Consider the following 26,459-nt stretch of genomic DNA (forward strand, 5'->3'; position numbering starts at 1 on the left):
ATCATTAGTTCAACTTATATAGTTATGCGTGAAAGAAGTTCTCGACTTTTACCAGAACTCAAATTCTTAACCCAAAGCTCCCTATCTTTTATGTACGAAACTTGCTTTCCGTCTGGAGACCATTCTACCTGTGAAAAATGTGACCCTTTCCAATCAGGCCGAATAATCGCGGTATCTGAGGAGGGGACACCTTTAGGTGAACACCCTAACAACAGCAATAACATTGCTAGCACCCTAATCAATATTCGTCACCTCGGAGCTAAGTCTCTTAAATATTGTGGTACCCAGTCCTCTACATCCCAGAATGGTTTCGTTGCCGAATCGTCGAATGTGGCAGGATAATGCTTAGGATACTCAAAAGCTTCTGAATCCATCAGATAATTAATGGTCCCCAAAAATGAAGGTACATCTGCGATTTTGTTCACTTCCTGTTCCATAAGGCTTACCCTAAAAATTACATTTCTTATAAATTGCTGTTCCGCAGCTTCTTCCTTCGCAAGAAGCCCATTTTTAATAGCAAGATCATGCCCGTAGAAAATTGAACCATTATGGGCTTTCCATAATAGATCTTGATTGGGAGTACTCATAAACTTTTTCCATCTTATTTCATACTCTGACCAAATTTCCTCTTGTTTCGTACCCGGTTTTGTAATAAAAGCTTGTTGCGCCCAATAGATATCGGCAATCATTTGAGCATTTACCGACTTCCAATAAGCGGACCCAGTTGACTTTGCTATTCTAGTAGAATTTAGCTCCCACTCCATGAATCCAACAATATCTTTACCAAAATTTATTTTAATTTCTTTTGTACTCGGATTTGGATAATGTTTACCTTGATATTTCTTGAAAAATTCATCTACATAAGTGATCCTATCTACGGGGTTATCTAAAATTTCTTGCAGGCCTTTAGGGATTTTTACACAGTGATTGGGATTATCACAGAGAGCAGCGTGGGAATAAGTTATCCCGTCAATTGTTGCCCTACACCAAGTTTGACTTGAGTCGCTTGAGCTACCGCCTTCAATCCCAAAAGCCTCTTCCGCATATGCATATCTATTGATCTTGTTGATTCAGCAAACTCGATCTTTGATGCGCCGGATAAGATCGTAACGTAGTCTCTTTTTTCTTTTTTGAATTTTTGCTGCATAGATTCAGCCGTACCAAACTGAATGCTATCAAATTGATCCCGTCTCTGTCTTACAATAAGTTCAAACTCTAATACCCCTTTCAAGCCATTAACCTATTCTTGATATACGTGAACGTATGCATGTGTAAACTTGGCCTCTCGAATCGTCTTCTCGTGTCTCACGATTTGTACGATAACGCTTCGATAATAATCATTGTCCGGCCTATACTCGGTAAGCGCCCAGGCATACAGTGTATTGGAGTTGTCCGCATCTTGTTCCACAGGGGGAAGCAGTCGAAGTGGAATCTCACCCCGGATCTGAATTGAGTGCTCCGCATTATAGGCTTTGGCAAAAAAATCTGCCGGGCTTGTGTTGATATAGCTATAGCCAGTAATTTGTCCATCGCCAAGCTCAATCGGCTGACCACCGGATTCTCGTTCTATCCTCAACAATATACTCATACTGCATATCTCCCTTTTGGATAACTACTCCTGGCTTTCTATAACCGATTCCTTATCTTAATATATATCGGACACTACCATATTCTATTTAATGTAAATTCTCACACACTTTTGGATATATGGGAATAGCAAATTTCCGAGGAATGATAAGCCTGTTCTCCACGTATTGTCCAACGCGGCTAAAGAAGTCGCATGTGAAATTTAATTCTCAAGGTTGTTTTTACGAAATGTTATATGGGATACTGGACTTGAATAAACATTAGGCAGTAGTTTAACGGAGTTTATTTTTTGCAATAGAAAGGTTGATGGATATTATGAATACGATATATGTCCATGTTCGGCATTGGTTATTTTGGTATGGAGTTTACGGATTATGTAATAAAAGCTGTAATGATGAAATATCACTGTATTCGGATAAAGAAAGAAATAATTTTTTAGGATATTTTGATCTTATGACAGAACCTTGTCTCCTATATTCATTAAACAACGAACTTGATAAAATTGAAGATAAAGAATTCTATGATGAAATTGAAGAATTCTTAAAAGGAAGTAAAAAGATCAGTTATAGTTACATATATCCCAGGGATAAAGCGGATCTTACTCATCAAGTTGGTCATTTTGCTCCAATAAACGCTAAAGGTCATAAACCCGTTTACATTTATATGTGGTCAAAGTTATCCAAAGCTTGGGATATACAAGAGATTGAGAAAAGCGTAAAGATACTTGCTCACGATTTTTTGCACGCGAATATTGAAAAAGTGGAACTATTAGATATTCCGACATACGAAGAGACAAAATTATCATATGATAGGGATTACTCACGCTTCATTAAATGAATGCCTGACTTTTTAATAAAGGACGTAAGCAATCATGTGGAAGCCGAGGAGCTGCGATATCTCACACACTTTTGGATATATGGGAATAGAAAATTATCGTGAAAATGATCGGCAGCCGCGATACTTCCCTCTTGAGAGCTCGAGACATGTGGAGTGCGTGGTAAGGATGTATCGGGAGGATTGAAATTAATTAACTGAATTATTTATATGGAGAACTTCCTGAAGAGGAGGTTCTTTTTTCATCGTTTTTCAATTTTTGAATATACTATTTTGGATATACTATTTTGGATATTTTTGGTATTATTATCTTGGATGTGTGAATTATATTGGATCGTTTTATTGAGCGAGGTGAGAAGATGCAAATTGCTAAGCAAAGAATCATTCTGCTAATTCTTAAGCTAGCCATACTTGGCCCCTTTTGGTATTTTGCATTCTCATTATTGGATAACGGAAAAGGGGATTGGAACTTTGCACTATATTCATTTGTAGCACTTTTGGTCGGGACTCTCTACGCTGATGTAAAGAATGAAATTAGTTGGGGATCGAAACGGAAAATAATACTTTCACATATATTAATATTAAGCTTATTTCCTGTACTTGGATTGCTTTTTCATTCCAATATTTTAATAAATTTTCTTGTTGGATTTGTGATTTTGCTTGGAATTGATACCTATACGTTTGTTGCTGGTATGGTCTTCAAAAAATTTTATGGATAAAAGATCAACGAAATGTCCCCTCTAAAAAAGTCACATTTCATCAGGAGTAATTACTACCCCCTCAGCTGACTTATCAAAGAAAAGAAATTTATTTCCAGATACTAGAACATGATGCGGTGCATCATCGATAAGAAATTTAATTTGAACAATCACTTCACGATTGTCGTGGTATGCAGGTTCGAGTACTTTTAAAACTAAACTCCACGCCTCATCTTGATTAAGAATCTCAAACTTCACTGGCAAGGAAAACTCGGTTCCTCTCGGCCAACAAGCCCTATTTTTAATGTCAGGCGGAAACCACTTCACCTTAGCCAGAACTGTTGGATTACCTTTATCACAATTATACTTCTCCCACAATAAGATATGATTATTCATTTTTCGTCATCCTTTTAACAGCATTAATGCTTATTCATATCTACTGCCAACATAATTTAAAAATGCGAATGTAGCCCAAAGTTGCTCGCTATCTTCACCTACAGCTGATGAGTCATCATTGGTGTCCTCAATATATCTTGCCATAGCATCTAAATAATTTTCTAAAGTGATATTTGCCCATTCAGTTGGATTATGCTTTAGCTCGTTTAGCATTTGATAAATGAATTCCACGAAATCACTTTTACTCTTCACTTGCTTAAGAGCTTTTTCTATACTCATTGTATTACTCCTTATTGCTAAAATTCTACCTCAGCTTAGAAAATTATAAAATTTTATCCGATCCTATTTAATATGTTTCTTGCTTCATCATCTATTTCAAATAACACTTCATCTTGAGATGGATTAAATGCCAATCTCTCAAGATCCGTTCTTAATTCTTTTTTAATTTCTTTAGGCAAAGCTTCTACAACAAAAGCTAGACAAAAATACTTCCAATCATAGTCATCACCTAAAAGAATTTCACGGATATGAGGTAAAGTTTCTTCATTACACTTAATAAGTATCTGGGCAATCTCTCTTGCAATGGGCCAATTGATATCCTGTATCCATTCAAAGAGCTGAGGTATTATGGGTTTTATCATCTCGGCGTCCAGCTTTTTCAGCTCATTTACCCTTTCAAAATCGAACTTATCCTTCGGAATAAGAGTATTGAATTCCAGACTCATCTCACATCCTTATAAAGGCCTATTTTATTATGAATCAAAAAAACTAATTGGATACAAATAATCATCAGCAGCATTGACATCAGGATAGCGTGTAAAGACATTTACAAACTTATCTTCTTTAAGAAGATACTCTATTACTTCTTCTACTCTTTTTCGGCTAATGAAATCAATCAGTACCATATCACTTGACCAATAGTAGGCACCATTCATGCATTCGCCAGTTGACATATTTTTTTCCCGTAACGTTTGAATGTTCTTGTATGTAAAAAAACTTGAAATCCACTTACTCCGATCCTGAAACACAACGATTACATCACTATTGCAATCTTGTTCATTCCACTCACTAATTGCCCATTGCTCTGCTTCTATCCAGATATGCCTATTTAAATTATTCACTATTCCCCTATGAAAACGATGTTTTTATATTTTTTCAAATGTGTCTGGATCTACGACTTCAGTATCTTCTACTGAAGCCGTATCAAACCGTGGCTTAGCAAATCCCCAATACTCCGTAGCGTGATGCTCAAAATTCTGATGAGGTGATTTTTCTTTTCAATGCTTCTTTATGTTCATTCCGATAAAGGTTTTTCCGGTACCCATACGATGCCGCTGAAAGTTGAAATATGATACCAATTAACCCCCTGCGGGGAAATCCACTTTTCAAAAGATAGAGCTTGCTGATCTTTAAAAGTGCCTGCCTTATGGCAGATTTCCCCTGTTAACGGAAAATAGTAGGTTTTTGTACCTGAGGTTAATTTTACAGTTTCCTGTGTTTCGGTAATGCCCTTAGGCCGTTCCAGCGGTGCTCTATCAAGGTTGACCACTTTCCAGCCGAATGGCGTCTGTATACGCGCCCATCCGTTGTTTACTTTATCAGCTACATAGGTTCCCGGCTGCAGCCAGTTTTGCAAACTAAGGCTTGATTCACCGTCGATGTCGAAATAACGCGTGGCGGTTCGCAGTGTGATCTTTTCGTTAGATAAGTCGAACTGCACTAAAGGCCCACTTTCATTTTCGGATCGAGGATAGGTCTTAACCCATTTGAACGTGCCTTCCTCCAGTTGAATCTTGAACCATTCATAATTTTGAACTTTTATAATGAAAGAGGAATTCGCAACCACTTGAACTATACCCGGATTCGCTTTTACTCCTTTTCCTGCCACTTCGTAGGGATAATCGTAAAGCAGTTCGTTCCCAGTCAGTTTAATGATCCTATCACTTGGCCTCTCATTCTTCTTCATGTCTTCAGGAATAAACGGATCAACAATCCACTTCTGCCCCTGTTGCTTGGTAGAAATTCGATACCATATCGGTGCCTCAAGCATTGCCCTTCCAGTATGAGCCCCTTTGTATAAATAACTATACATTGCTGTTACATGGACTTTTTGCGGCGAAAGCATTTCTTGAGGTGGTTTGGCCTTGGAATAAACTCCGACATTGGGTTGGTCATATAACTTCATTTCTTCAACAATGGTAATGTCCCGTTCCGTTTCCCGATAATCGCCGGCCGTAATTCTATCGTCATCCTCGATCCATTTGTTTCCCATCCAAGTTTTAACAAGGATATATTCTTTACCTCCAGCGTTTGCTACACAGTTTGAATCATTTAGACCACAGGCGATTTCCAGCATCTGCATACCGGCAATTGAGCCAACCACCGAATCCGGATTTTTATAATCGTCCAACAATTTCGTCTCCGTCAGGATAACCAGTTGCCTATTTGACATCAAGTCGATTTTTGCCGTTGCTTTGGGGCTTATAAAGCTCAACCCGCAAAACAATACTGACACCGCCAGTACATACTTAAGAGCATTTTTCATTGTACTCATACCTCTCCCTGTTCCCTAATACATTTTGATACCTTGTTTTGCCAAAAAAGAAGACGTGCTATTCGATCTGTCTGACTTCAGATAAATGCTAATAAAATTTCGGATTATTGCTAATGGATGCTACCTCGTGAAAGAGTCTTTTTACCGGAATCTATAAATTAAATCTCATGCAAAATCGAGAATGCTAGGGCTGTCTTCAAACCTAAGCGAGCCAAACCATAATTGAAACTAACGATAAAAAAGCTTTGAACGTACATGCCAATTTATCGAAGCGTGTGGCGATTCGACGATAATGTTTTATTCTATTGAAAAAGCATTCAACTCCATGGCGTTCTTTATAAAGCCACCAATCACAATATCGCTGAATCTGACGAGATTTTTTACTGGGGATCACCGGATGGGCGTGTTGCTCTTGAAGAAGATACAAAATGGCATTGGTATCGTATGCTCGATCAGCTAAAACGTTAGTTCCCGTAAGTTCCATCGACTTTAGCATTTCATAACCTGTCACGCAATCATGACTTTGGCCACCGGTGAGTTCGAAACGCAAAGGATTGCCCAGTGCTTCGACAATGGCGTGGATTTTGGTTGTTAATCCGCCTCTGGAGCGCCCTATGGCCTGAAATTGCTGCCCCTTTTGCCCCGGCCCCATGCTGATGGACGCGGACAATGGTTGCATAGATCATCACATTTTCGAAATCGGGTTCAATCGAAATATGTTCAAGAATCTGCTCCCATACACCCGCCATCTGCCAGCGGCGAAACCGGGTGTATACCGTTTTCCACGAACCATAGTATTCCGGTAAATCGCGCCAAGGCGCGCCGGTTCTTGCGACCCAGATCATCGCGTTCAGCATTGTCCGATTATCTTTTGCTGGTCGTCCACCTTGCTTTTTTTGCTCGGAAGGCAGCAAATCTTTAATTATATTCCATTGATCGTCATGTATTTCGTATCGTCTTCCCATATCCTGATTCTACCACTTTTTATGCTTGAGTTATAGTTTGAAGATAGACCCTAGTAGATTGTCCAGTAGATGTTTAGATTTTGTTTAGATCAAGATGATAAAATGATGCATGTTGTCTTAAATCAGCAAATTCTGTTGGTTTACAGTATGTGACTGGCGAAAATGCTCGAAGGAGGGGAAGTTACTAAGCATTGATCAACGGCCTGCACGCCCACGGCACTTACTCAGTCATCTGAAACTGCGCAAGATTTCGATGATATGAAGGGCTGCTGGGGCAAACAAATAGCAAGTGTCTATTTGCTTGTGCGTTATATCGGACAGATGATCTTGCTGGCGACGAAAATTTCAGAAAATGGAGGAGAAACTTTGCAATGAAACGAAAACGCAGTATGAGCAAAACTGTGTTGTCTTTCTGTCTGGCGGTTTTGCTTGCCTTCCAGGCGGTGATGTTCTCTGCTAATGCCTATGCAGAGAGCGCGTCAATCAACCCCGGAACGGGGACAACGAGCGGGCCGTCAGTGTCTGAGGCGGTATATAAGGCGGTATATGCTCCACCAATCGGTGCTCCGGTAACTTTGATGGCAGCTCCATCGGACAAGACGGCGGTGCTCATTGGGGCTAATTCTTCTTTTTCGCTAGAAGTCACGCAGGATGGAAAAGTCTTGACGACGAGCGATGCGATTCACGGCAGAAAGCCCTTTTTCCTAAAAGTGACCGGGATCAAGGTTCCGGTGAAGGGTGACGCTGCTAACCCAAACACGGTGGATGGAAACACGGTCATCCTGTATGGCGACTCTGTGATGCTGGACAGAGCGACCTATTTTAAGGAAATAGTTCTGCCGACCGCCACCAAGACCTTGGTGGATAAATCGGGCTTCAAAATCGGAACCGCCTACTTCTCCGAAGCGGGTATCAAGGTTGTGTTTGATGGCGAAGACCGCTTTTTCAACGGTCAGGGGCAAAACGTCACCTTCGGCTTTGAATCAACCGCAACGGCGGATGTGTCGGGCATAGGCTATGGCGACAAAAAGCCGATTAATATTTTCGGGGGGAGCTACTTGCTCGAAAACCCCCGGACCACGCCTGCGTATAGCATCACAATGAAGGCCAACAGCAACGCTTCCGAAAACGGCTGGATCAATCAGGCGGCTTTTGTAGAGGGTGCGATCGAGTGGAAGGTGGAAATTTCCGCCACGGATATGTTTGACCCTGCTATCCCGCAGCCGCTGGAAGGACTGACGTTTTATGACGCGCTCGCTCAGGTAGGCACCTATGTAGAGGGTTCTCTCCAGGTCAACGGCAGGGGGGTGGCACCGGACAGCGGCACCACAAACGCGCTGGCCTATACCTTCCCTGTGGGCTTCGGCGACAAGGCGATCGTCACCTTCAAGACGTGGATTCCCAAGGCGATGTATTACTATGAGTATAGGAGCAGTGACAATGGGTGGCAGACTGTCGCAAATACCGCGGAACTGAGGGACGCGTCGGGTAAACCGCTGCTTTCCTCGAAATCGTGGCGTGCCGCCTTAAAGCCCGACTGGATTCAGCAGATCGGCACATTGGACAAGCGGGTGAATCCGGCAGACCCACGCACTATTACATGGACGATTGACGTCAACAAGAACTACCTGAAGCAAGGTCTGAAGGACTTCACGATCACCGATGCCCTGCCAAATGGGCTTACCTGGAAATCCGCCGCATGGCAAGCATGGGACAGTGCCAAAAAGGACTGGTCAGCGACAACAACAGCGATCACCCCCAACGCAAACAATGTGTATGCCTTCGGGGAGGTAAACGGTCCGATCCGGCTGGTCATCGTGTCCGAAGTTACCGGCAGTATAGCCAGCTTCACCAACAAGACCATCGCCCAGTGGAAGCTGGATGGGAATTCCGTGCAGGACAATGATCAAGCTACCGTGTGGGATAACGCCGTTGTCACCATTGGATCGCATACCCTGACAAAGGGCGGTGCGATAAGCCAGGATGATTTCAATATCGGCGCAGTCACATGGACGGTCAACCTGACGCCTCAGGAAGCCCTTCCGGATCTTGCGGTGTATGATCTGCTCGTGTACGGCGGATCAATCGATCTGGATAAGGTGGATGCCGGCGGACAGGTTAGTTCCAAAGTTTTACAACAGATAAAGGCCAAAGGCACGACTCCGGAGTACTGGCAGAAGTATAAGGAGGGTTCCTTCGATACGAAGAACGGCTTGCAGTTGGAGGTTATCCCATTGACCCAGAACGGTACGCGTGTGGCAGACCTGCTGCGCGTCACCGGGTATAACACCGATAAGCTCGCCTCCTTCACTTTCCGCTCCGTGATCAATCATCCGGATAAGTTTGCGCGGCAGGGGCCTGAGAATGGTAAAACCCGGTATAACCGTGCCTATCTGTTCGATGGCGAAGAGTACTCGACGCACTATGATGCCTATGTCAATTCTCACGGACGCATGCTCAACAAGGAGATGCTCTATGCCTCGGAGCCCATCATCAATGGTAAGGGCGATGGCAATAAACCGAATTATGTCCACAACTACGTCCGAGACGACAGCAATGAAACACGCACACTGGCAGCCTACGATCAAATAACCAATTCGGTGACCTTCCGGCTGGCGGTCAATTTGAGCGGACTGAAAACGGATGAGATGGCGAAGGACGGCGGCAATCGGGTAGCCAGCGAGATCAGTCTCGTTGACACTCTGCCTGACGGCTGGGAGTTCGTCCCTTTTTCCGAAGGGAAAGATTTTGAGCTTTGGCGGGCCGAGTCAGACAACGGCGGCGGCTACGAGTACGGAGCCAGAGCCGATGCCAGAGAGATTATTCAGCCAACGGACCCGCGCCATGTGGTGAGCTTCTCTGCCAATGGGAACGTGGGCACCTTCTCTTTTACCAAGCTGGAAAGTCCCTATGTCATTCTGGTCAAAGCCAAACCCACAGAGAGCACCCGGAAGGCGTATTTCGAGAGCGGCAATCCAAAGACAGCGCTGTATAACACTGCCGATCTGAAAATCAAATGGGGCGACATTCCCACCGTGCGCACCGAAAAGCGCAAGGTTATCGTCCCGATGAAGTCGCTGGGCAAATCGGTAACCAAGCCGAACCCTGGTGTGCTGGAGTGGACGGTGAATTACGCTCCGCCTTTCGAAATGAAGGACGGCGTCTATTTGCAGGATACCCTTGGTGAGGGTTTGGCGCTGCGCAAGGACGAAAACGATAGCCTCTCGCTACGACGTCCTGACATGGCGGTGTACCGTGCCAAGCTGAACGCAAGCGGCGAACTGTCCAAAGACGGCGATGCGCTGAACCTGTACGACCCGAACTGCGAGGTCAAGGTTGAAGCTGTCGTAGAGAACGGCATCACCCGACTGGCCTTCCGCATGAAGAATCCGAACCAGTTGTACCAGATGGTGTATCAGACCGAGATCACTGCGGTACCTGCCAGCGGAAAGGCGGGCAACGAGATTAAGCTGATGGGCGATGACACGATCTCGAACATCAGCGCCAAAAGTGAAACCGCGGTCAACAGCAGTGACGTAGGCGGCAGCGCGACCACCCAGGGCAAGCTGGACCTGAAAAAGGTCGACACGAAAGGCCAGCCGCTCAGCGGCGTAAAATTTACGCTGTATAAGTCGGACGGCATCACCGAGGTGGCGAGCGGAACCACAGGTGCGGACGGCAAGCTTAGCTTGTACGCCAAAGCTGGGCTTTACGTGCTCAAGCAAACCTATATTGACGAGACCACTTACCTGCCGACCACGACGGTTTACCAGGTGCGCGTCGCTTCTACGCCATGGAATCCGATCTGGGTAGATGGGGTGGAGGTAACTCCTACCAACCCGCTGGTTGTGCCAACCCCTGTGTGGGTGCCCGGCGATTTGAAGCTGGACACGAAGATAGAAGGAAAAGCCGCAGATCCGAATAAGGGCTTTGAATACGTTGTTACCTTCAGCAACGGCAAGTCTTATGCCTATACCGGATCGAAAAGCGGTACCGTGGCCAGCGGTGGGACGGTTACGCTGAAAGACGGCGAGTCCATCACCATTAAGGATATTCCTGACGGCATCACCTATACGATCGTCCAGAAGGATTACACAGGCGATGGCTACGCTACCAATCCGGCGAATTTGACGCGTACCGGCAGCATCGTAGCGAAAGTAACAGCCGAAGCGAAGTTTGTCAACGGCAAGTATCTCCCCGGCACGCTGTCGATCAGTCAGAAGGTCGCAGGCAACGGCGGTCAGCCGGATAAGGAGTTCGAGTTCACCGTCACCTTCGACGGCGCGGGCAAGGACGGCACCTATTCCTATACAAAACAGGATGGTTCCACAGGAACGATTAAATCCGGTGATAAGATCGCTCTCAAGCATGGAGAGAGCATTGTCATTACCGGCATTCCAAAGGATACGACCTATACCGTGACCGAGGACGATTATTCGTCTCAGAAATATGCCGTGAATTTGCCAAACGGAACGTCCTCCGGAACCATCGCCGACCAGGGCGCGCATCGAGCGGATTTCGTTAACACGCGGATGGTTTACGGCGGTCTGTTGATCGGCCAGACGGTGGCAGGCAACGGCGGGGAGACAGATAAGCCGTTCGAGTACACCGTGACCTTCAATGGTGCGGATGCAGGCAAGACGTATACGTATGCGTACACGAAAGTGGACGGCACGAGCACGACAGGAACGATCCAATCTGGCGGAACGATTTCTCTCAAGCATGGGGAGACCGCCGTCATTGACGCAAGCCAAATTCTCAAGGGTGCGACCTACACCGTGACCCAGAAAGATTATTCGGGCGACGGCTATACGACAAATCCGGCGACTCTGACTCATACCGGTACCATCGAGGAGCAGAAGATTGCTGAAGCCCGCTTCGTCAATACGAAGTATTTCCCTGGCAAGTTGATCCTGACGGCAAATCCTGCAGTTGTTCCCGGCGATGGCAAAACGCCTTCGGAACTGACTGCCACGTTGGTCGACCATGAGGGCAAGCCGATTGCGGGCAGAGACATCGTCTTTACACTGCCGGATAACTCGGAAGTAACGGCAACGACGGATGCGCAGGGAAAAGCGGTTATCCCTTATATACCGCCGAAGCTGACTGATGCAACGCCAAAGGTACACACCATAACGGCAAAGACGACCAGTACGATCGATGGGGACGCAACCGCCTCCACGACTGTAACCGCCATGCCGGCGGCAATTACAGGGGTACTGAGGGACAACACGACGGGCAAAGTGATTCCCAATGCGACCGTTACGGTGAAGAACAATGACACAAACGAGGACCATACGATCACGACCGATCAGAACGGAGCGTATTTCCTCCCTGTTCCTCCAGGCGGAAGCTATACCGTCAGCTACACGCGGGAATTCAGCATCAATGGCACTCCAATGCCTGTTACTTTCACGCAAAAAGCGGAGATTGATAACGGTGTGACAGAGGGCAAGCCGGTTCCAGCGGAAATTACGGCTGTAGGCATCGTGCTCTTCAAGCAGCCGGATGGGAAATCTTCGCTGTTGAACAGTACCTTCACTAGCAAGATGCATGTTTATTTGCAGGATGCGGTTGGCAACTATATTCTGGATCAGAACGGTGTCCCGAAAGCGTTCGACTTGCAGCCTAACGGTACATTCCTTGTGAACGGTTTGCTTACAGGGGATTACAAGATGGAAGTGCGTTATGAATTTGCGCCGGGCAAAGAACTGACGCTTATTCGTGAAGCGAAGCTGGGCGTGGCTGCGAACGGCGAGTTGAATATTTCGCAGCAACTGGTTGACCCGTATGGTAAAATTACAGACGCAAAGACCGGCGCAGTCATTGAAGGCGCTGAAGTAACGCTGTATTATGCGGACACGCCGAAGAACAAAGCGAACGGCATCGTTCCTGGCACGAAAGTAACGTTGCCTACGATTCCGGGCTTTGCTCCGAATGATAACGCCAGCCCCAGCCAGAACAGCGATGCAACCGGAGCCTATGCGTATATGGTGTTCCCGGATACGGATTACTATCTGGTTGTAACAAAAGCTGGGTATGTGACACATACGAGCGCCACAATCTCTGTCGGAAGCGACATTGTGCGCTACGATGTACAACTGACGCCGGTGAGCTCCGACGGCAACAACGGAACCGATAACGACAACAACGGAACCGACAGCGGTAACAACGGAACTGGCAACGGCAACAACGGAACCGGTAACGGCAATAACGGAACCGGTAACGGCAATAACGGAACCGGTAACGGCAATAACGGAACCGGTAACGGCAACAACGGAACCGGTAACGGCAACAACGGAGCCGGTAACGGCAATAACGGAACCAGTAACGGTAATAACGGAACCGGTAACGGCAACAACGAAGCCGGCAGCAACAGCGAAGCTGCTAACGGCAACAACAAAGTCGTCCACAACAATAACGAACTGGACGATGTTCCGCAAACAGGAGATAACAGCACATCTCTATTCTTCTATATGGCTTTGGCGCTGATATCCTTGATTATGATCGGGTTCTGCCTGCCTAATAGGAAGAAGGTAAAGCACATTCAGTAATCGGAAAGGCGGTAAGAAAATGAGTAAAACTAAAAAAATTCTTATCGCCTTTTCCACTCTTCTGTTGGTCTTCTCCCTCGTCAAGGTTGTGAGAATTCTCCTGCAGGACTATGCTGAACAGCAGCAAATTAAAGAGATAGCAAAAGTATGGAAAAAAGAATCAACCATTGGCGGTGAGGCTGCAACAGCCTCACCTTTTATTACCAAGACGCACGAAACGGTCATGCTCCCGGGATTTCAAGAGCTTTATGGGAGAAACCCGGACATCATCGGTTGGCTGAATATGGACGGCACCCGAATTGATTACCCGATCATGCAGAACCCGCAGGATGCGCAGTATTATCTCAATCATGATTTCGATAAAAAGGAAAATAAAAACGGACTCCCCTTTTTGGATGCATACTGTCGGATAAACAGTTCAGACATTTTGCTGATTCATGGACATCACATGAAAAGCGGTATGATGTTTGCAGATCTGATGAACTACAAGAAAGAAAGCTATTATAAGGAGCATGCTACTTTCCAGTTCAGTACGCTTTACGAAAAGGATGAATATGAGATTATTGCCGTTATTCTCTCACAGGTTTATCGCAAATCGGACGACGTTTTTAAATACTACCAGATTGAAAAGACAGGAACACCCTCTGGGTTTGAATCGTATATTCAGAACATCCAAAAACTTGCTCTCTACGACACGGGAGTGACAGCCAGGTATGGCGACAAGCTTATTATACTGTCTACGTGTGATTACTCAACCGATACCGGCCGGTTAGCGGTAATTGCCCGAAAGCGTAAATAATGATGTTGAGACATGGCGTCTAGTCGATACAGCAGTCCAGCGAGAGAGTATCGGCTCGACACATGTGGAGTACGTGGTGAGCAGTCAATTAAACGTTTAAAAAGCCGCCGATAGAATGCATGCTTACGATAATTGTTAAATACTCTCAATAAATTGTTCCTCTGAAATTACTTGTAATCCGTTTCGTTTAAGTAAAGCTGAAGTTACTCCGTTACCAGCCACTTTATGACCGACAAATTGACCATTGTAAATCATAGAACTACCACAAGAGGGACTATTCTCTTTGAGAACGACTATTGTTGCATTTATTTCTCTAGCTTTCTCTAAAGTAGCATACGCTCCCTTAATATAAAATTCCGTTACATCTTTACCAGACTTCTCAATAACTTTGGCATTTCCATCCAGTACATCATCTCCATCTCCACCTACTATTTCGGCAGGTTCTCTCGGAGTTGATAAGCCACCAAGCAATTCAGGACAAATCGTTACCGCCTTACTTCCCTCTACTAATTTATTTATCTTTTCATTTAAACAATGAGTACCGTTATACCTTACTTCCAATCCTGCTAAACAAGAACTCACTAATATCATAAAAAACACCTCTCTTTATGACGGCCGTCAAAGAATTCTGTTATCCCACTTCTCATTGCCGAAACTGCGCCCTTTGTAGCTGTCAATCTTCCACTGATCAGCCTTACGCAGCAATACGAATAAATATTCGTCCTGAAATGCAGTTTCCGTTTTGAAATAAACCTCGGCTCGGTTTTTGTTCTTTAAATCGACACTCGTTTCGACAGGGTTGCCAATACCGTTAAACTTGGCGGGAAACCCGAAGCTGCGAACATTTTTCCCACCGTATACCCTTTTTTTATCCGTACAGTAGCGATCAAACAGGGGCCCCACCCATTTACTCAATTCTTCGTGCCAATCCGTCGGCTTGTTTTCTTTGAACCATGCGAACTGTTCTTCCGCATCGGCAAATTCAGGCATAGCCGCGGCTTCCGTCTCGCTTTGTTCTCGAATACTGTCCTCGTATTCATTCCATTTAGAACCGTATTCCTGCGCCAAATTAATGAGATATTCTTTTAACTGCCGCTCATTCATTCTATGATACTCTCCCGTCTATTACTGTCATACTCAATATTAACATACAAATAACCAGGACATACATCATTGGAAATCTTGTTGCTTTTATTGGTACCCGAGATTCATCTCGACAAATGCGGAGTGCGCATAGTTAATACGAATTTTAATTTAAAACTGCGCATACTCATCTAGGGTTACGGATAAGATGTATTATTAAATCGAAATTGGTTAAAATACCTGTGCAACCATTTATAGGGAGGAATTTAAGTATGTCAAGTCAATATCTGCTCAATCGTCACCATAATAACCTGTTGAAACACCCTCATTTCGGCCATACGATTACTAATGACTCATATGGTCATCAACTCCATCCATTGTCCCTCCATGCTCCAGTTGTACACGTTAAGGCTACAATTATAAAAGTATTTCCTGATCGAGAACGAAGCGGAGCGATGCACCAGCATTTTGATGTGAAAATTAATGAGCTAATTAGCATTAAAGGGGCCGATGCCTCTCTAGTTGATAAGAACTCGGAAACTTTTGTCGCTATCCGTTATGGCGATAATCTAGGATTACCGGAGCCGATAAATGGTATTACAGAGGGACAAGAGATTGAATTGCAGGGCGAATACATCGATCATAATCATGCGTATCCCACAGAAGATAATAGGGAAAAATATCCTGTTATTCATTTCACCCACAGGCCTGTAGGATTCGTCGTATATCAAGGTAAAGAATATCAATAATGGAAGTGGAAAAGGCAAAGAGCCCCCCAACAAAGGGTGGCTCTTTTACTATGCTCTTTTACTATGCTCTTCTATTATGATATTTGCCTCAAAGTTTTAGCTTGAACATCCAACTTGCCAACGGCTTCCCCAATACCTGCGAACTCTTCTACGGCTTGCTGAATTTGACGTTGACTATCGACAATTGTTCTCTGCGAGGCTTTCGTTCCATCGTTGACTCGATCGACATGCCTGGCAATCCCCTCAACGGTAGCTTGAATCTCCTGCGCGGCTTCTTGCACGCTCTTCGCTAACTTTCGCACTTCGGAAGCTACCACATTAAAGCCGCGCCCATACTCCCCGGCATGTGCCGCTTCGATAGCTGCATTTAAGGCGAGTAGATTCGTTTGCGATGCAAATTCTCTAATTGTCTGCACAATGTGGCGAACGGCTGTATTTTGCTGTTCCAAATCACGAAGATAAGACAGGTTTTTCTCATTCTCTTCCATTAAACGAGTAATTGCCGAAGCCACTTGTTGATTGCGTGATATGCCTCCCTCTGTACGGGCGAGCAATTCTTCGGACATTTTTTGCAGCTCGCTTGTTAATTCGGCTTTGGCAACTTCTCGTTCAGTTATGTCGGTTGCCACCTTTAAGACGGCTGTCACTTGACCATGTTCATCTAAAATAGGCATATACGTTGCTTCAAGGTTAAGCATTCTTCCGTTCTTCGTTACCCGTATGATTTTCTCCTGAAAGATCTTGCCGCTTCTAAGGTTATTCCACAATAACGCATAATCGGGACTACTAGCAAAACATTCGGTACAAAATCGCCGATGGTGCACCCCGACTAATTCAGATAAAGAGTACTCCATGGCATGAGCAAAATTTTCATTTGCCCACAGTACTTCTCCCTGAACATTAAATTCAATCATCGCAAGCGATTGCTCTAAAGCGGCAAGTACCGCTTTTTCATTGAGCACTTGGGTTGTATGTATGACCACTAAGATCCTCCGTTTCCTCGATTCGAACAATGGCTACGATCCTAATTCTTTAAGTCTTTAGTACTATTTTACAACATTTCAAATTCAAAAAAAGGGCATTTCCAGACGTTCTTTTGACAAAAAAAAGAAACCGTGCGGAGTATGTTAAACAAAGCCAAAACGTTACCGCCACCCCGAAAGAAAAGTTGACAGAATTTCAACGTTGCTTGATTCCTGCATTTACCCTCATCTATAATAAAATGGGATTATATCCCTAATTAGGAATTATATTGGAGGTGTAGTGCATGGCACGCGTACTGTATGTAACGATTCCAGCGGAAGGTCACGTTAATCCTACCTTAGGATTGGTGAAGCAGTTGGTCGACAACGGAGAAGAAGTCGTCTATATGTGCTCGGAAGCGTATCGAGCTAGGCTTGCCCAGACCGGCTCACAATTCCGGGCCTATCAACTGGACGAACAATTATTTCGTGAGCTTGGTTTTAATCCAACCGAAGCTAAGCACCCGCTTCAATTCACCGATTTTATGCTGCGCGGCATTATTGAACTCCACATTCCTGAAATTTTAAGGCAGACAGAGAACGATTCGTTTGACTATTTGATTTTTGATTCCTTGTTCGGTTGGGGAGGCGCTATTCTAGGGGAAAAACTGGGGATCCCGACGATTTGCTCCGTAACAAACCTGGCTTTCACTGAACCGCTAAGCCAGATTGTAGAAGTGTTTGATACAGGCGAATTAGATGTGGAAGCTCTTTATGAAAGAGTAACGAAAACTGCGCAGAGCATCGCTAGAGAATATAACGTAACTGTGCCTGCCATTGAAGATATTACCCACCAGTATGGTCAGTTAAAGGTTGTATTTACAAGCCGCGATTTCCAGCCCGATGCCGATAAGCTCGACGATAGCTATATATTTACCGGACCTTCGATTACACCACGACTTGACGTTCCTTCCTTTCCGCTGGAACAGCTTCGATCGCAATATGAGCAAGTCGTATACATTTCCATGGGCAGTATTTTGACCAAAGATGTGGATTTTTACAAGCTGTGCTTTGAAGCCTTTCGAGATGTCCCGGTTCAGTTCGTATTATCTTGCGGTAAAGACACGAATCTGGACTCGCTGGGTGACATTCCACCTAATTTTATCATTAAGCCGTATGTTCCCCAGTTGGAAGTGCTCCAGCAAGCCGATGCTTTTATTTCCCATGCCGGGATGAACAGTACAAGCGAAGCTTTATACTATGGATGTACCGCTTGTCATGATTCCACTAAGCTCGGATCAACCTATGGTTGCGAAGCGGGTAAAGGAGTTAGGAGGCGGCATTATTTTAGAGCGAAGTCAGCTTACGCCCGCAGCTTTGAAGTCCGGTTTGTTGCAAGTGTTGAACGAATCTACTTATAAAGAACACGCTCAGCGGATCGGGGATTCCTTACGTAACGCCGGCGGGTACAAAGAAGCCGCACGCCGTATCATGTATTTATTTTCCAAAGTATAATACAGTATCACGCCAACCTTCATAAACTAAAATGTTTATATGAAGAACTTCCTGACAAGGAGGCTCTTTTTTTGTATTCCATCTCATGAACGATCAACTATGCCTGACATATACTCGAATGCCGTTATTCCATATACACTTTTAAAATGCCTGTTCAAATGCGATAAATCAACAAATCCGCATTCCGTTACCGCCGCGTAGATATCCTTGTTTTTTTCGATTAGCCGCTTGGCATGCTCAACTTTGCAGTTTAAGAAAAATTGATACGGGGAAATGCCTGTGTCCGCTTTAAACGCCCGAATAAACTGAAACTTGGACATATCCAACTCTCTGCAAATGTCATCAAGTTTTAGCACATGGTCCAGACTGAAGTAGATCATTTCCTTCGCTTTCTTCATAAGCGCATTATTTTTTTTGAACACGTAGCTCATTTCCGTTTGAGAAAAGTTATCTGCAAGCGCCAAAAGCAGCTCGCTGCACAGCGATTCGGCTTTATTGCTGATTATCGCATGAACCAGATTTAATATGCCTTGCTGAAGCCTGCGATTATAAACGATGGGAGAAGAGAACATCACGATATCCTTTTTTTCAAGCATCTCCAAAAAAAGCTTGGGATGGATATAAACGATGACATAATCAATACCTGTCTTATCCTGCGCCCTTCCGTCGTGGACCTGTTCCGGATTAAAAAGCATCACCCCGTTGCGATAGGAAGACTGAAAGCTCCCGTCCAGGTTATACTGCTGAACCCCGCGCAAGGTGACTCCCAGAGCATACTCTTCATGGCTGTGCTTTTTGTATTCAAAATCGCTAAAGCTTGCGGATAATGCCGTAACTCCTGCTGACTTTTTATATACAAATTTGTCCATATCCACTCACCTCTTCACGATCTCCACGATACCCGATACCTCGATGGCCGAATAAACTAATAATAGCGCTAATACGATGTTGGTCATCTTTAGATGTTTCTGCAAAAAGCTCTTGAAAACCATACCGAAGATGGCCCACGTGGCTAATGCTAAAAAGGCAACAATGGTTATAATCAGAACGAATATCGATAACACAAACGGTGATTTGTAATAGGGCATGACATAACTCGGAATAACCGTCATCGTAAACAGCCATACCTTGGGGTTAATAAACTGCATGAGGAACCCGTTCATAAAGGTAGCCGCTTGTTTGGCGGTATCCCCCGCTATATCCATTTTGTACACTTGATACGCAAGGTAAAGCATATAAAAGCTTCCGACGACCTGCATAAAAACCAAAATCTTTGGCATGACCGCTATAAGCGCACTATTTAACATTACTGAAGCCGAAAGCAACACACCGAAGACGGCAGTCACTCCCCAAACATATCGAAAAACCTCTTTCATCTTAACATGATGCGCCATAGACAATATAGCAATATTCGTAGGCCCGGGTGTAAAGGTTACAATAACACAATATATAAGAAAAGATGTAATATTCATGAGAAGACCTCCTTAGGCTTGTTCCCATGAATGATACATCTTACATTTCATTAGCGTATAGTATGTTATTGCAGAAACATGACCTACCAGAAACGGCGTTCTTCCGGCAGCAGCGTTCCATTGTCAGGAAAATAATGCTAAATTAGCATTATACAATCTTTAAGGGGCGTGACGCCATGTTTATTGTAAACGTAGAAAGTGCGGTCTGCAGGGATGATCAATGGCTTGTCATCACACGAAGTATGAAGGAAGAACATGCCGGCGGTACTCTATCTCTTGTAGGCGGGAAAGTAGACGTCGAAGGAAATACGCTCGACATCCTGGAACGGACGGTAAAACGAGAGCTTTACGAAGAGATTGGCATCGAAATAAAAGATGCGGTTACTTTTGTATACAGTTCTTCCTTTGTGACAGAGGATGGTTGCAACGTTATCAACGTGGTCTTCCTATGCGAATATGATAGCGGTACAGCGCATCGCAAGAGTCCCGATGAAGTTGAAGCCGTACACTGGATGACTTACGAGGAAATCATGAATCATCCCAAAGCTCCTCCTTGGACAAAAGAAAGCATAAAAAGAGCAGCGGCGGCCAGGAACTAAGAACGGAATCTTCCATTTTAAACATATTGCGCAGAAATGAGGCTGTTGGTATGAGTTTGTTTCATTATATCGGATCAAGTAAAGAACTGCCTTTAGGGGAAAGAGGAAGAAGAAAGTCCTCCGCCGATAAGAGTAGCGGGAAATTAACAAAAGCAATTCAATTCCGGTCTGCCCATTTGCCCGAGGGAACCATTCCTCTTGAACAAATCGTCGATCTTTCTCATATCCAAGAAGATGAAATTGAAGTGTATGATTCGATGGAGGATGCCGCGGGAATTTATATTCAAGATTTAGGGACATGGAATGGAGAAATACGGAGGCATTTCAAAAATCCTTTTGTATATCAAATTGCAGCGAATTGGGGAGGTTTTTCCGTACATCCCAACTTGAAAGAAAATTTCCCTGAACAATACAAAGCGCATGTAAAATGTATTCGTGAACTGTTTGATCTAATGAAAGAATACGGTTCGAACCACGAAGAATTTGAATTATACACTTGCTGGGACGGTGAGGAAAAGCAAAGAAAAAATAATAAATTACACAAAATCATTGATCTAGAGACCTTTCAGCTTGGCGATGCGTTTGAATTGAAAGATAAGCAGTATATATTGATCAAGACCTGATGCGAACTCTAATCTGAATTGAGGTTACGAAATGTCGTTAATGCCATTAAGAATACCTGCGGGCTATGCTATTTGCTTTAATAAATTTTCAGATGTTGAGCCAATCCCCTGTAAGAGTGAGGACGGTTTTATCGATAATTGGGAGTATTTCGCCGAAGATATTTTGCAAATAGCAAGGATGCAGCTTGTCGATGGGGTTTGGGGTCTACCAAGCAGCGGGAAACTCATCATTGACTTGGGATGGTATCCAGATAGTCAAATCGCCGGTCAATATAGACTGGTGCAAGTCAACGAGCATTGGGAAGTAATTCGCGAAAAACACTCTAAAAACAGGTATGAGATCAGAGATACGATCGAAGATTGGATGAACAATCCCGTCGATTTGTAACCGCGGCGGCCAGGAAATAGCTGAAAAAAAAGGAGCCTATCTTATGGAAATACGATATGATACCGAATTACCGACAGAAGACGGCATATACGAGCTGTACGAGAATCTGGATTGGAATCAATATTTGCAGCTAAACAAAGAACAACTGCTAACCGCCATGAGACAAAGCTGGCACGCCATTTATGCTTACCACGATAATCGCTTAATTGGTACCGGCAGAATCGTTTCCGATGGGATGATCAATGCTTACTTATGCGGACTGGGTGTCCACACGGACTATAGAAGCAACGGGATTGGGTCCGAAATTTTCCGTTTACTCGTGGAGCACTGTAAAAAATACAACCTGCATCTGCAATTTTTCTGTGAAGAACAACTGGTGCCGTACTATGAAAATAAGAACTTTAAAGTTTTTGCCGTTGGAATGACAAGAGCTTAAGCTGCCGCGCCTTCCCGGACTGGTTGCGTCCTCATTCTATCGAATGGTATGCGCAACTCGGAAAATTACAAGGACAGTATTCGTTTTCGTGGCACTCCACAATCTCCGAGCCTAACGCCGAAGCCATATTTGCCGAAGAAGTATCGCAAGCGGTTCGAGGCAAGAACGTATTGGACATCGGATGCGGACACGGAGAATTTACGCTCCAATGGAATCCATCGTTAAACATATTACTGGTCTGGATATTACGAACGACTTCATCAAAACAGGGAATGAAGCGAATCTATCCAATGTGACCTTCCTTACGGGAAATACGAAACACAGACTCCCCTTCGAGGCGGATGAATTTGATGCTGCGTATAATCGTAGAGGGCCGACCTCTTCTTATCTGGACGTTGGAAGAGTGGTGAAAAAAGGAGGAAAGATCCTCGGATTGCATCCGGGGGACGGTATAGCGGCGGAACTCTCGGAATGGTTCCCAAACTTGTTCGAACCGATTTCGGCAGGGATTCCCGTTCTGGAGAATCTGAACCAGCGCCTTGAACAAGGCGGCCTGGGACATGTCGAGATTGAAACGATAAGAAGTATGGAATACTTGCACGAGCCTGTTGATGTGATCCGAATGCGTTGCTTCGGTCAGGCACCTTCCATTCACGAATGGGTGATGGAGAAATGCCTCACCGAAGTTATGCGGATATTCGAAATAAACGCTGTAAAAGAGGGCTTACCCGTCACGTTTGAACGCTATCTGGTACGGGCTACGGTTTAAATTTGCACTTTCGGCGTTTACGAAACGATTTTACTTTGAATGATGGCGTGCAAATCTCCCGGGGTGATCCAAGGGCTGCCTGCGTTAATGCGCGGGATTTTCATCAGATCCGCTTGACGGGTCGCCATTTCCTCAACGATGGTAAATCCGTATTTAAACCCGCCTTCTTGATAATATTGAATGGCGGTATCGGTATATATGCCAAAAGGGTAAGCGACGACATCCACCGCATGTTTATTCACAGGATGCAATTGCTTTTTGCTTCTTCTTGCGTCCTCTACAATTCGAGTATGGTACTGTTCGTCGGTTTCGATCGTTCCGTTTGAAGTAGGAAGCTTGGAAGTGAAGTACGCCTCTCCATCGGGGTCATCGTTGTTGGTTTTGTGATGTAAAGCATCTGTGTGGCTCTGGTTCTCAACCAAATCCGTTTCTTTGTTCATGATGGATAATTGCTGTGTGGTCATCGTCGGAGGCAGGTGAGGTACTTGAGGTAAAGTTTCCGTCATGATGAAATTTACCATCGGAATATGCTGCTGCTTTAAAAATGGATACACGTTCTCATAGACGCTCTCATAGCCATCATCAAATGTGAGCAATACCGCATTGTGTGGAATAGGGCTGCCGTTTAAATAATGTTTAAATTGATGCAAACTGATAAAATGGTACCCTAGCTTCTGTAAATGGTTGATCTGATCTTTGAATAATTGAGGAGTAATCGTAATCCCTCCCTCATCCGTTGCATGAACATGATGATACATTAAAACAGCGACTTGATCCCGATAAAATACATTAGTCAAACCATATCACTCCCCACAAATAAATTTAAGGCCGAGCAGCAAGAAACGTTCAGACTCCCCTGAAATCTATGGAAGTTAATTATATTATACCTAATATTTGGTTTGTGGTTTGTAGAAATATGTAACCCCTCCTTCCTTTTTCTCGTATATAATTTGTAAGGAACGGAGGGGCGATATGGATTGGCATGCCATATTCATTTTTGTTTTGGTCATTCTTAATTTCCCGGTATATCGTTTCATTTATAAGCTGATTTTTTCCGATCCGGAAGATTTTGACGAATCGGTCAAATTTTCTTTTACTCCTGATTTTATCTCTTTTTTTAGGGGGAAGTACTGGCAGGACAAATGGGGTACCTTCAAACTACGGATGTACGTCTTTTTGTGTCTTGCCGTTGTTCTTCTTGAGTACATGGCAGTGGATATGGTCATGGGGTACTTTCCTTGATTGAGCCCCTCTCCCGTCATCCCTTATCCAGCGATATCGACACCGCAAGGCTCTCCTTGTTCGTCTACAAACACCATGATGATATGATTCCCGCAAATACCGTCGTCATTATAGCTTAAATCAAAGCTTTTCCCTGAACCTACGGAAAAAGACTCGATCCGCATTCGATTCACTATCTCTGCTTTGGTTATCGTTGGCCCTTCCACCATGTGTTCGCGATAATGATTCAGCAGTTCATCGGCGGCATACTCTCGAAACGCCATATCGTTCTCGTCTAAAAGAGCAAAGATTTCTTTTACATTCTCTATGATTTCATGTAGATCGTCTTCATCCGGCATGAAGGCAACCTCGATCTCCTCCCTTTTCAAAAGCTTCTGGCATGTATATAAATCAATATCCTGGTCTTTGATGATAATTCCCCAGAATTCATCGTGGATCTCCACATTGTTCATCTTATCTCTTCTCCTGTTCTATTCTTTCAAAGGAAATAACCATATACGCTAAAAGCAAACGTCAATACCAGCACGAATCCGACAACCAAGCCTCTCCACCAGCTAATTTCGCCGTGAACGATCGTATTGCCCATATCTCAATCCCACGTTGTTATTCCTTCTCTTACAAGTCGTGAATGGCCAAGAATGCACGCTATTAATTTGGGTATTCCTATGCCGAGTCCCGTCCCTCTCCACCAAACCAATCTGCTGCGCTGAAACGCTTGCGCCGGTGTTAATTTCTGTCCTTGATGATTTAAAATGGTAATCTTCAATAACCATTTCCCCAACGTCGTCCCAAAGATGGTTAAGCAGGCCCCTTCTACAAACAACCAACTAAAGGTTAACAGTATCGATAGCAACGTATTGTTTACATGATCCAGACTTTCTACATCAATAAGAACCCATAGGATACCGACAGCAATGCCAAATGTATAAACATCGAAGCTTCTTGCCCAGAACCGGACCCATGGCCTTGAAGCCGAAGTCGATCCGTTCGGAGCATTCTCCGATACAGAATCTAAGTTGATCAACAAACTTCCTCCTCATAAATCATCCGAAATTAACTCGCCCTTCCAGTCAACCAATACAATCTCCTTTTTCGCCGAATAGCACCAATCGATTATTTTTCCTACCAACAATGGAGTGGCAGGAAAGTCGTCCCATACGGGTATCCTGATGCTTATGCCCACATTTCAAATCTCCTTCAGTTTCGTTTATGCTCGCGGAGTTATGATTTCCCCAGTTGGGAGATTGCCGTCAGATCCAAGAGCAAGTGTACCATGATGACAGGAACAATCTTTTTGGTTTTTGCAAAATAAATTGAAAAAACAAAAAATACGATTCCGGTATACAGCGCGGGGATTAAGCCTTGGTACAGGTGGTACGAAGTCTGAATGATGGTACTGGCCAAAACAGTTATTTCTTCTTTTTTGATCCAGAAGCTCAGCTCAGTCATCGTATAAGCTCGAACAATTAATTCTTCGAAAAAAGGATTGATAACGATAAATGCAAAATAGCTTAAGGTCATTTTCGTTCGTAGAAAATCGACGTTTTGGGGAGCCTGCAAAAAATTAGGGGAAATCGTAACGGCTATAATAACAACAAAATACAAAACCAGATAAAGCAATACTCCGTGAAAAATATCTGTTTTACGAAATTCAAAACCAATGTCTTTCAAGCTGCGTCCTTGCCTATGCAGAACAAAATAAAGCAAGCTCAGTGAAAGCATTTCCCATAGAATGCTATACATAAAATTGGGGTGTGTGCCGCTTTTTGTGCCTGCAAACAGGTATACGGAATTCACGATCAGCGGAAAAATGGTAACGAATAAAATGCTGACTAGCAATAGCAGTCGAATCTTGGCCTCCGATTTCACCGACAAACTCCTTTATTATGGATTGGTTTTTGTAGTAAAATTATACCACATCCCGGGGTTTCGGGACTTCCATAATCAACATACACGGAGGGCCAATGCAGTGCAGGACATCACTTACCTCAAGAAACATAACTGCTTTTACATCCTGATGACTTCCGCCGAGGAGGAAGGAAAGACCGAAGTGCTGGTCATCCCGTGCGAAAAATTCCCGTCTATGGATCATGCCTGGGAAAAACGGTTTATGAGATTAGCAATAAGGAAAGCTTCGAATCTTTCAACCATTTACTTCCCCCAACGGAAGGAATCTTACTGAGCAGTCTGGGCTATTTCTTTACCGTTGAATACTCCCACCACCTGCGCTAATG

Annotated in this window: 29 protein-coding genes and 2 pseudogenes; 12 read left to right on the forward strand and 19 right to left on the reverse strand. The window is 44.2% G+C overall.

Features of this window, described 5'->3' with window-relative positions:
• Window positions 1-14: 14 nt before the first annotated feature.
• The 4 genes from ET33_RS40795 to ET33_RS40855 form a co-directional block, all read right to left on the reverse strand.
• Window positions 15-224: a DPP IV N-terminal domain-containing protein gene (locus ET33_RS40795; protein WP_152570758.1), complete on the reverse strand. Its 210-nt coding sequence runs from the start codon at window positions 222-224 to the stop codon at window positions 15-17.
• A 24-nt stretch (window positions 225-248) separates the two neighbouring features.
• The gene (locus ET33_RS34560; RefSeq protein WP_152570759.1) at window positions 249-764 is read right to left on the reverse strand and encodes a hypothetical protein; all 516 of its coding nucleotides are present in this window, start codon (window positions 762-764) and stop codon (window positions 249-251) included.
• A 197-nt stretch (window positions 765-961) separates the two neighbouring features.
• Window positions 962-1,231 carry a hypothetical protein gene (locus ET33_RS36895; RefSeq protein ID WP_051776063.1) on the reverse strand — a complete coding sequence of 90 codons (270 nt, stop codon included), beginning with the start codon at window positions 1,229-1,231 and terminating at the stop codon, window positions 962-964.
• A gap of 9 nt (window positions 1,232-1,240) precedes the next feature.
• Complete coding sequence (locus ET33_RS40855; protein ID WP_051776066.1) at window positions 1,241-1,588, reverse strand: hypothetical protein; 348 nt, start codon at window positions 1,586-1,588, stop codon at window positions 1,241-1,243.
• A gap of 314 nt (window positions 1,589-1,902) precedes the next feature.
• Between ET33_RS40855 and ET33_RS34570 the strand changes: the two genes are divergently transcribed.
• Window positions 1,903-2,424, forward strand: a complete 522-nt coding sequence (locus ET33_RS34570; protein WP_152570761.1) for a hypothetical protein — start codon at window positions 1,903-1,905, stop codon at window positions 2,422-2,424.
• Window positions 2,425-2,750: 326 nt separating this feature from the next.
• Window positions 2,751-3,140: a hypothetical protein gene (locus ET33_RS34575; protein ID WP_036693466.1), complete on the forward strand. Its 390-nt coding sequence runs from the start codon at window positions 2,751-2,753 to the stop codon at window positions 3,138-3,140.
• 30 nt (window positions 3,141-3,170) lie between these two features.
• On the opposite strand, the gene ET33_RS34580 is transcribed toward ET33_RS34575, so the two are convergent.
• The 6 genes and pseudogenes from ET33_RS34580 to ET33_RS38215 form a co-directional block, all read right to left on the reverse strand.
• Window positions 3,171-3,515, reverse strand: coding sequence for a hypothetical protein (locus ET33_RS34580; protein ID WP_036693469.1), 345 nt, complete (start codon window positions 3,513-3,515; stop codon window positions 3,171-3,173).
• A gap of 30 nt (window positions 3,516-3,545) precedes the next feature.
• Window positions 3,546-3,794 carry a DUF7660 family protein gene (locus ET33_RS34585; protein ID WP_036693471.1) on the reverse strand — a complete coding sequence of 83 codons (249 nt, stop codon included), beginning with the start codon at window positions 3,792-3,794 and terminating at the stop codon, window positions 3,546-3,548.
• 53 nt (window positions 3,795-3,847) lie between these two features.
• Entirely contained in the window at window positions 3,848-4,240 is a 393-nt protein-coding gene (locus ET33_RS34590) for a DUF5071 domain-containing protein (RefSeq protein WP_036693474.1), read from the reverse strand.
• A 27-nt stretch (window positions 4,241-4,267) separates the two neighbouring features.
• Window positions 4,268-4,636, reverse strand: coding sequence for a hypothetical protein (locus ET33_RS34595; protein ID WP_200879277.1), 369 nt, complete (start codon window positions 4,634-4,636; stop codon window positions 4,268-4,270).
• Between the two features lie 173 nt (window positions 4,637-4,809).
• Window positions 4,810-6,069, reverse strand: a complete 1,260-nt coding sequence (locus tag ET33_RS34600) for a hypothetical protein (protein WP_161783596.1) — start codon at window positions 6,067-6,069, stop codon at window positions 4,810-4,812.
• A 268-nt stretch (window positions 6,070-6,337) separates the two neighbouring features.
• A pseudogene (locus ET33_RS38215) lies at window positions 6,338-7,034 on the reverse strand (IS5 family transposase); the annotation flags it as partial.
• Between the two features lie 662 nt (window positions 7,035-7,696).
• Here ET33_RS38215 and ET33_RS39565 point away from each other — a divergent pair.
• Both ET33_RS39565 and ET33_RS34615 read left to right on the forward strand, forming a co-directional pair.
• Entirely contained in the window at window positions 7,697-13,588 is a 5,892-nt protein-coding gene (locus ET33_RS39565) for a DUF7601 domain-containing protein (RefSeq protein ID WP_152570763.1), read from the forward strand.
• A 19-nt stretch (window positions 13,589-13,607) separates the two neighbouring features.
• A complete protein-coding gene (locus ET33_RS34615; RefSeq protein ID WP_036693485.1) occupies window positions 13,608-14,387 on the forward strand; it encodes a class B sortase in 780 nt (259 codons plus the stop codon).
• Between the two features lie 135 nt (window positions 14,388-14,522).
• On the opposite strand, the gene ET33_RS34620 is transcribed toward ET33_RS34615, so the two are convergent.
• Entirely contained in the window at window positions 14,523-14,978 is a 456-nt protein-coding gene (locus ET33_RS34620) for a DUF523 domain-containing protein (protein WP_036693487.1), read from the reverse strand.
• A gap of 27 nt (window positions 14,979-15,005) precedes the next feature.
• Complete coding sequence (locus ET33_RS34625) at window positions 15,006-15,491, reverse strand: NTF2 fold immunity protein (RefSeq protein WP_036693489.1); 486 nt, start codon at window positions 15,489-15,491, stop codon at window positions 15,006-15,008.
• Between the two features lie 251 nt (window positions 15,492-15,742).
• On the opposite strand from ET33_RS34625, the gene ET33_RS34630 reads away from it, so the two are divergent.
• The gene (locus ET33_RS34630; RefSeq protein WP_179223962.1) at window positions 15,743-16,219 is read left to right on the forward strand and encodes a hypothetical protein; all 477 of its coding nucleotides are present in this window, start codon (window positions 15,743-15,745) and stop codon (window positions 16,217-16,219) included.
• Window positions 16,220-16,293: 74 nt separating this feature from the next.
• Here the strand turns inward: ET33_RS34630 and ET33_RS40535 are convergent, their stop codons facing one another.
• Window positions 16,294-17,202, reverse strand: a complete 909-nt coding sequence (locus ET33_RS40535; RefSeq protein ID WP_407668138.1) for a methyl-accepting chemotaxis protein — start codon at window positions 17,200-17,202, stop codon at window positions 16,294-16,296.
• 284 nt (window positions 17,203-17,486) lie between these two features.
• Here ET33_RS40535 and ET33_RS34640 point away from each other — a divergent pair.
• Window positions 17,487-18,696, forward strand: a pseudogene (locus ET33_RS34640) (macrolide family glycosyltransferase).
• Between the two features lie 83 nt (window positions 18,697-18,779).
• Here the strand turns inward: ET33_RS34640 and ET33_RS34645 are convergent.
• Window positions 18,780-19,565 carry an AraC family transcriptional regulator gene (locus tag ET33_RS34645; protein ID WP_036693492.1) on the reverse strand — a complete coding sequence of 262 codons (786 nt, stop codon included), beginning with the start codon at window positions 19,563-19,565 and terminating at the stop codon, window positions 18,780-18,782.
• A gap of 6 nt (window positions 19,566-19,571) precedes the next feature.
• Window positions 19,572-20,168, reverse strand: coding sequence for a LysE family translocator (locus ET33_RS34650; protein WP_036693495.1), 597 nt, complete (start codon window positions 20,166-20,168; stop codon window positions 19,572-19,574).
• 176 nt (window positions 20,169-20,344) lie between these two features.
• Here ET33_RS34650 and ET33_RS34655 point away from each other — a divergent pair, with 176 nt between their 5' ends.
• The 5 genes from ET33_RS34655 to ET33_RS34675 all read left to right on the forward strand — a co-directional run bounded on the left by ET33_RS34655 (window position 20,345) and on the right by ET33_RS34675 (window position 22,983).
• Window positions 20,345-20,767, forward strand: a complete 423-nt coding sequence (locus tag ET33_RS34655; protein ID WP_036693498.1) for an NUDIX hydrolase — start codon at window positions 20,345-20,347, stop codon at window positions 20,765-20,767.
• 50 nt (window positions 20,768-20,817) lie between these two features.
• A complete protein-coding gene (locus ET33_RS34660; RefSeq protein WP_036693501.1) occupies window positions 20,818-21,390 on the forward strand; it encodes a hypothetical protein in 573 nt (190 codons plus the stop codon).
• Window positions 21,391-21,421: 31 nt separating this feature from the next.
• Window positions 21,422-21,778, forward strand: a complete 357-nt coding sequence (locus ET33_RS34665) for a hypothetical protein (RefSeq protein WP_036693504.1) — start codon at window positions 21,422-21,424, stop codon at window positions 21,776-21,778.
• A 43-nt stretch (window positions 21,779-21,821) separates the two neighbouring features.
• Window positions 21,822-22,214, forward strand: coding sequence for a GNAT family N-acetyltransferase (locus ET33_RS34670; protein WP_036693506.1), 393 nt, complete (start codon window positions 21,822-21,824; stop codon window positions 22,212-22,214).
• Window positions 22,215-22,422: 208 nt separating this feature from the next.
• Window positions 22,423-22,983 carry a methyltransferase domain-containing protein gene (locus ET33_RS34675; RefSeq protein WP_327204080.1) on the forward strand — a complete coding sequence of 187 codons (561 nt, stop codon included), beginning with the start codon at window positions 22,423-22,425 and terminating at the stop codon, window positions 22,981-22,983.
• A 17-nt stretch (window positions 22,984-23,000) separates the two neighbouring features.
• Here ET33_RS34675 and ET33_RS34680 read toward each other — a convergent pair whose 3' ends face one another.
• Window positions 23,001-23,780, reverse strand: a complete 780-nt coding sequence (locus ET33_RS34680) for a polysaccharide deacetylase family protein (protein ID WP_051776067.1) — start codon at window positions 23,778-23,780, stop codon at window positions 23,001-23,003.
• Window positions 23,781-23,955: 175 nt separating this feature from the next.
• On the opposite strand from ET33_RS34680, the gene ET33_RS34685 reads away from it, so the two are divergent.
• Window positions 23,956-24,225, forward strand: a complete 270-nt coding sequence (locus ET33_RS34685) for a hypothetical protein (RefSeq protein WP_036693507.1) — start codon at window positions 23,956-23,958, stop codon at window positions 24,223-24,225.
• A gap of 23 nt (window positions 24,226-24,248) precedes the next feature.
• Here ET33_RS34685 and ET33_RS34690 read toward each other — a convergent pair whose 3' ends face one another.
• The 3 genes from ET33_RS34690 to ET33_RS34700 all read right to left on the reverse strand — a co-directional run bounded on the left by ET33_RS34690 (window position 24,249) and on the right by ET33_RS34700 (window position 26,094).
• Window positions 24,249-24,677 (reverse strand): DUF2262 domain-containing protein, encoded by a 429-nt coding sequence (locus tag ET33_RS34690; RefSeq protein WP_036693510.1) that lies wholly within the window; start codon window positions 24,675-24,677, stop codon window positions 24,249-24,251.
• A gap of 137 nt (window positions 24,678-24,814) precedes the next feature.
• Complete coding sequence (locus ET33_RS34695) at window positions 24,815-25,249, reverse strand: RDD family protein (protein ID WP_036693512.1); 435 nt, start codon at window positions 25,247-25,249, stop codon at window positions 24,815-24,817.
• 197 nt (window positions 25,250-25,446) lie between these two features.
• Window positions 25,447-26,094, reverse strand: coding sequence for a CPBP family intramembrane glutamic endopeptidase (locus ET33_RS34700; protein WP_036693515.1), 648 nt, complete (start codon window positions 26,092-26,094; stop codon window positions 25,447-25,449).
• Between the last annotated feature and the right edge of the window lie 365 nt (window positions 26,095-26,459).

Source organism: Paenibacillus tyrphae (assembly GCF_000722545.1).
In the GTDB taxonomy this organism is placed as follows: Bacteria; Bacillota; Bacilli; order Paenibacillales; family NBRC-103111; genus Paenibacillus_G; species Paenibacillus_G tyrfis.

Excerpts from the sequence above, each read along its gene's own strand:
- ET33_RS34690 (WP_036693510.1), bottom strand. The coding sequence starts at position 24,677 with ATGAACAATGTGGAGATCCACGATGAATTCTGGGGAATTATCATCAAA.
- ET33_RS34580 (WP_036693469.1), bottom strand. The coding sequence starts at position 3,515 with ATGAATAATCATATCTTATTGTGGGAGAAGTATAATTGTGATAAAGGT.
- ET33_RS34630 (WP_179223962.1), top strand. The coding sequence starts at position 15,743 with ATGTCAAGTCAATATCTGCTCAATCGTCACCATAATAACCTGTTGAAA.
- ET33_RS34675 (WP_327204080.1), top strand. The coding sequence starts at position 22,423 with ATGGAATCCATCGTTAAACATATTACTGGTCTGGATATTACGAACGAC.
- ET33_RS34665 (WP_036693504.1), top strand. The coding sequence starts at position 21,422 with ATGTCGTTAATGCCATTAAGAATACCTGCGGGCTATGCTATTTGCTTT.
- ET33_RS34655 (WP_036693498.1), top strand. The coding sequence starts at position 20,345 with ATGTTTATTGTAAACGTAGAAAGTGCGGTCTGCAGGGATGATCAATGG.
- ET33_RS34560 (WP_152570759.1), bottom strand. The coding sequence starts at position 764 with ATGGAGTGGGAGCTAAATTCTACTAGAATAGCAAAGTCAACTGGGTCC.
- ET33_RS34685 (WP_036693507.1), top strand. The coding sequence starts at position 23,956 with ATGGATTGGCATGCCATATTCATTTTTGTTTTGGTCATTCTTAATTTC.
- ET33_RS34670 (WP_036693506.1), top strand. The coding sequence starts at position 21,822 with ATGGAAATACGATATGATACCGAATTACCGACAGAAGACGGCATATAC.
- ET33_RS40795 (WP_152570758.1), bottom strand. The coding sequence starts at position 224 with ATGTTATTGCTGTTGTTAGGGTGTTCACCTAAAGGTGTCCCCTCCTCA.
- ET33_RS34645 (WP_036693492.1), bottom strand. The coding sequence starts at position 19,565 with ATGGACAAATTTGTATATAAAAAGTCAGCAGGAGTTACGGCATTATCC.
- ET33_RS34615 (WP_036693485.1), top strand. The coding sequence starts at position 13,608 with ATGAGTAAAACTAAAAAAATTCTTATCGCCTTTTCCACTCTTCTGTTG.
- ET33_RS34625 (WP_036693489.1), bottom strand. The coding sequence starts at position 15,491 with ATGAATGAGCGGCAGTTAAAAGAATATCTCATTAATTTGGCGCAGGAA.
- ET33_RS34600 (WP_161783596.1), bottom strand. The coding sequence starts at position 6,069 with ATGAGTACAATGAAAAATGCTCTTAAGTATGTACTGGCGGTGTCAGTA.
- ET33_RS34650 (WP_036693495.1), bottom strand. The coding sequence starts at position 20,168 with ATGAATATTACATCTTTTCTTATATATTGTGTTATTGTAACCTTTACA.
- ET33_RS34660 (WP_036693501.1), top strand. The coding sequence starts at position 20,818 with ATGAGTTTGTTTCATTATATCGGATCAAGTAAAGAACTGCCTTTAGGG.
- ET33_RS34570 (WP_152570761.1), top strand. The coding sequence starts at position 1,903 with ATGAATACGATATATGTCCATGTTCGGCATTGGTTATTTTGGTATGGA.
- ET33_RS34585 (WP_036693471.1), bottom strand. The coding sequence starts at position 3,794 with ATGAGTATAGAAAAAGCTCTTAAGCAAGTGAAGAGTAAAAGTGATTTC.
- ET33_RS34620 (WP_036693487.1), bottom strand. The coding sequence starts at position 14,978 with ATGATATTAGTGAGTTCTTGTTTAGCAGGATTGGAAGTAAGGTATAAC.
- ET33_RS40855 (WP_051776066.1), bottom strand. The coding sequence starts at position 1,588 with ATGAGTATATTGTTGAGGATAGAACGAGAATCCGGTGGTCAGCCGATT.
- ET33_RS34590 (WP_036693474.1), bottom strand. The coding sequence starts at position 4,240 with ATGAGTCTGGAATTCAATACTCTTATTCCGAAGGATAAGTTCGATTTT.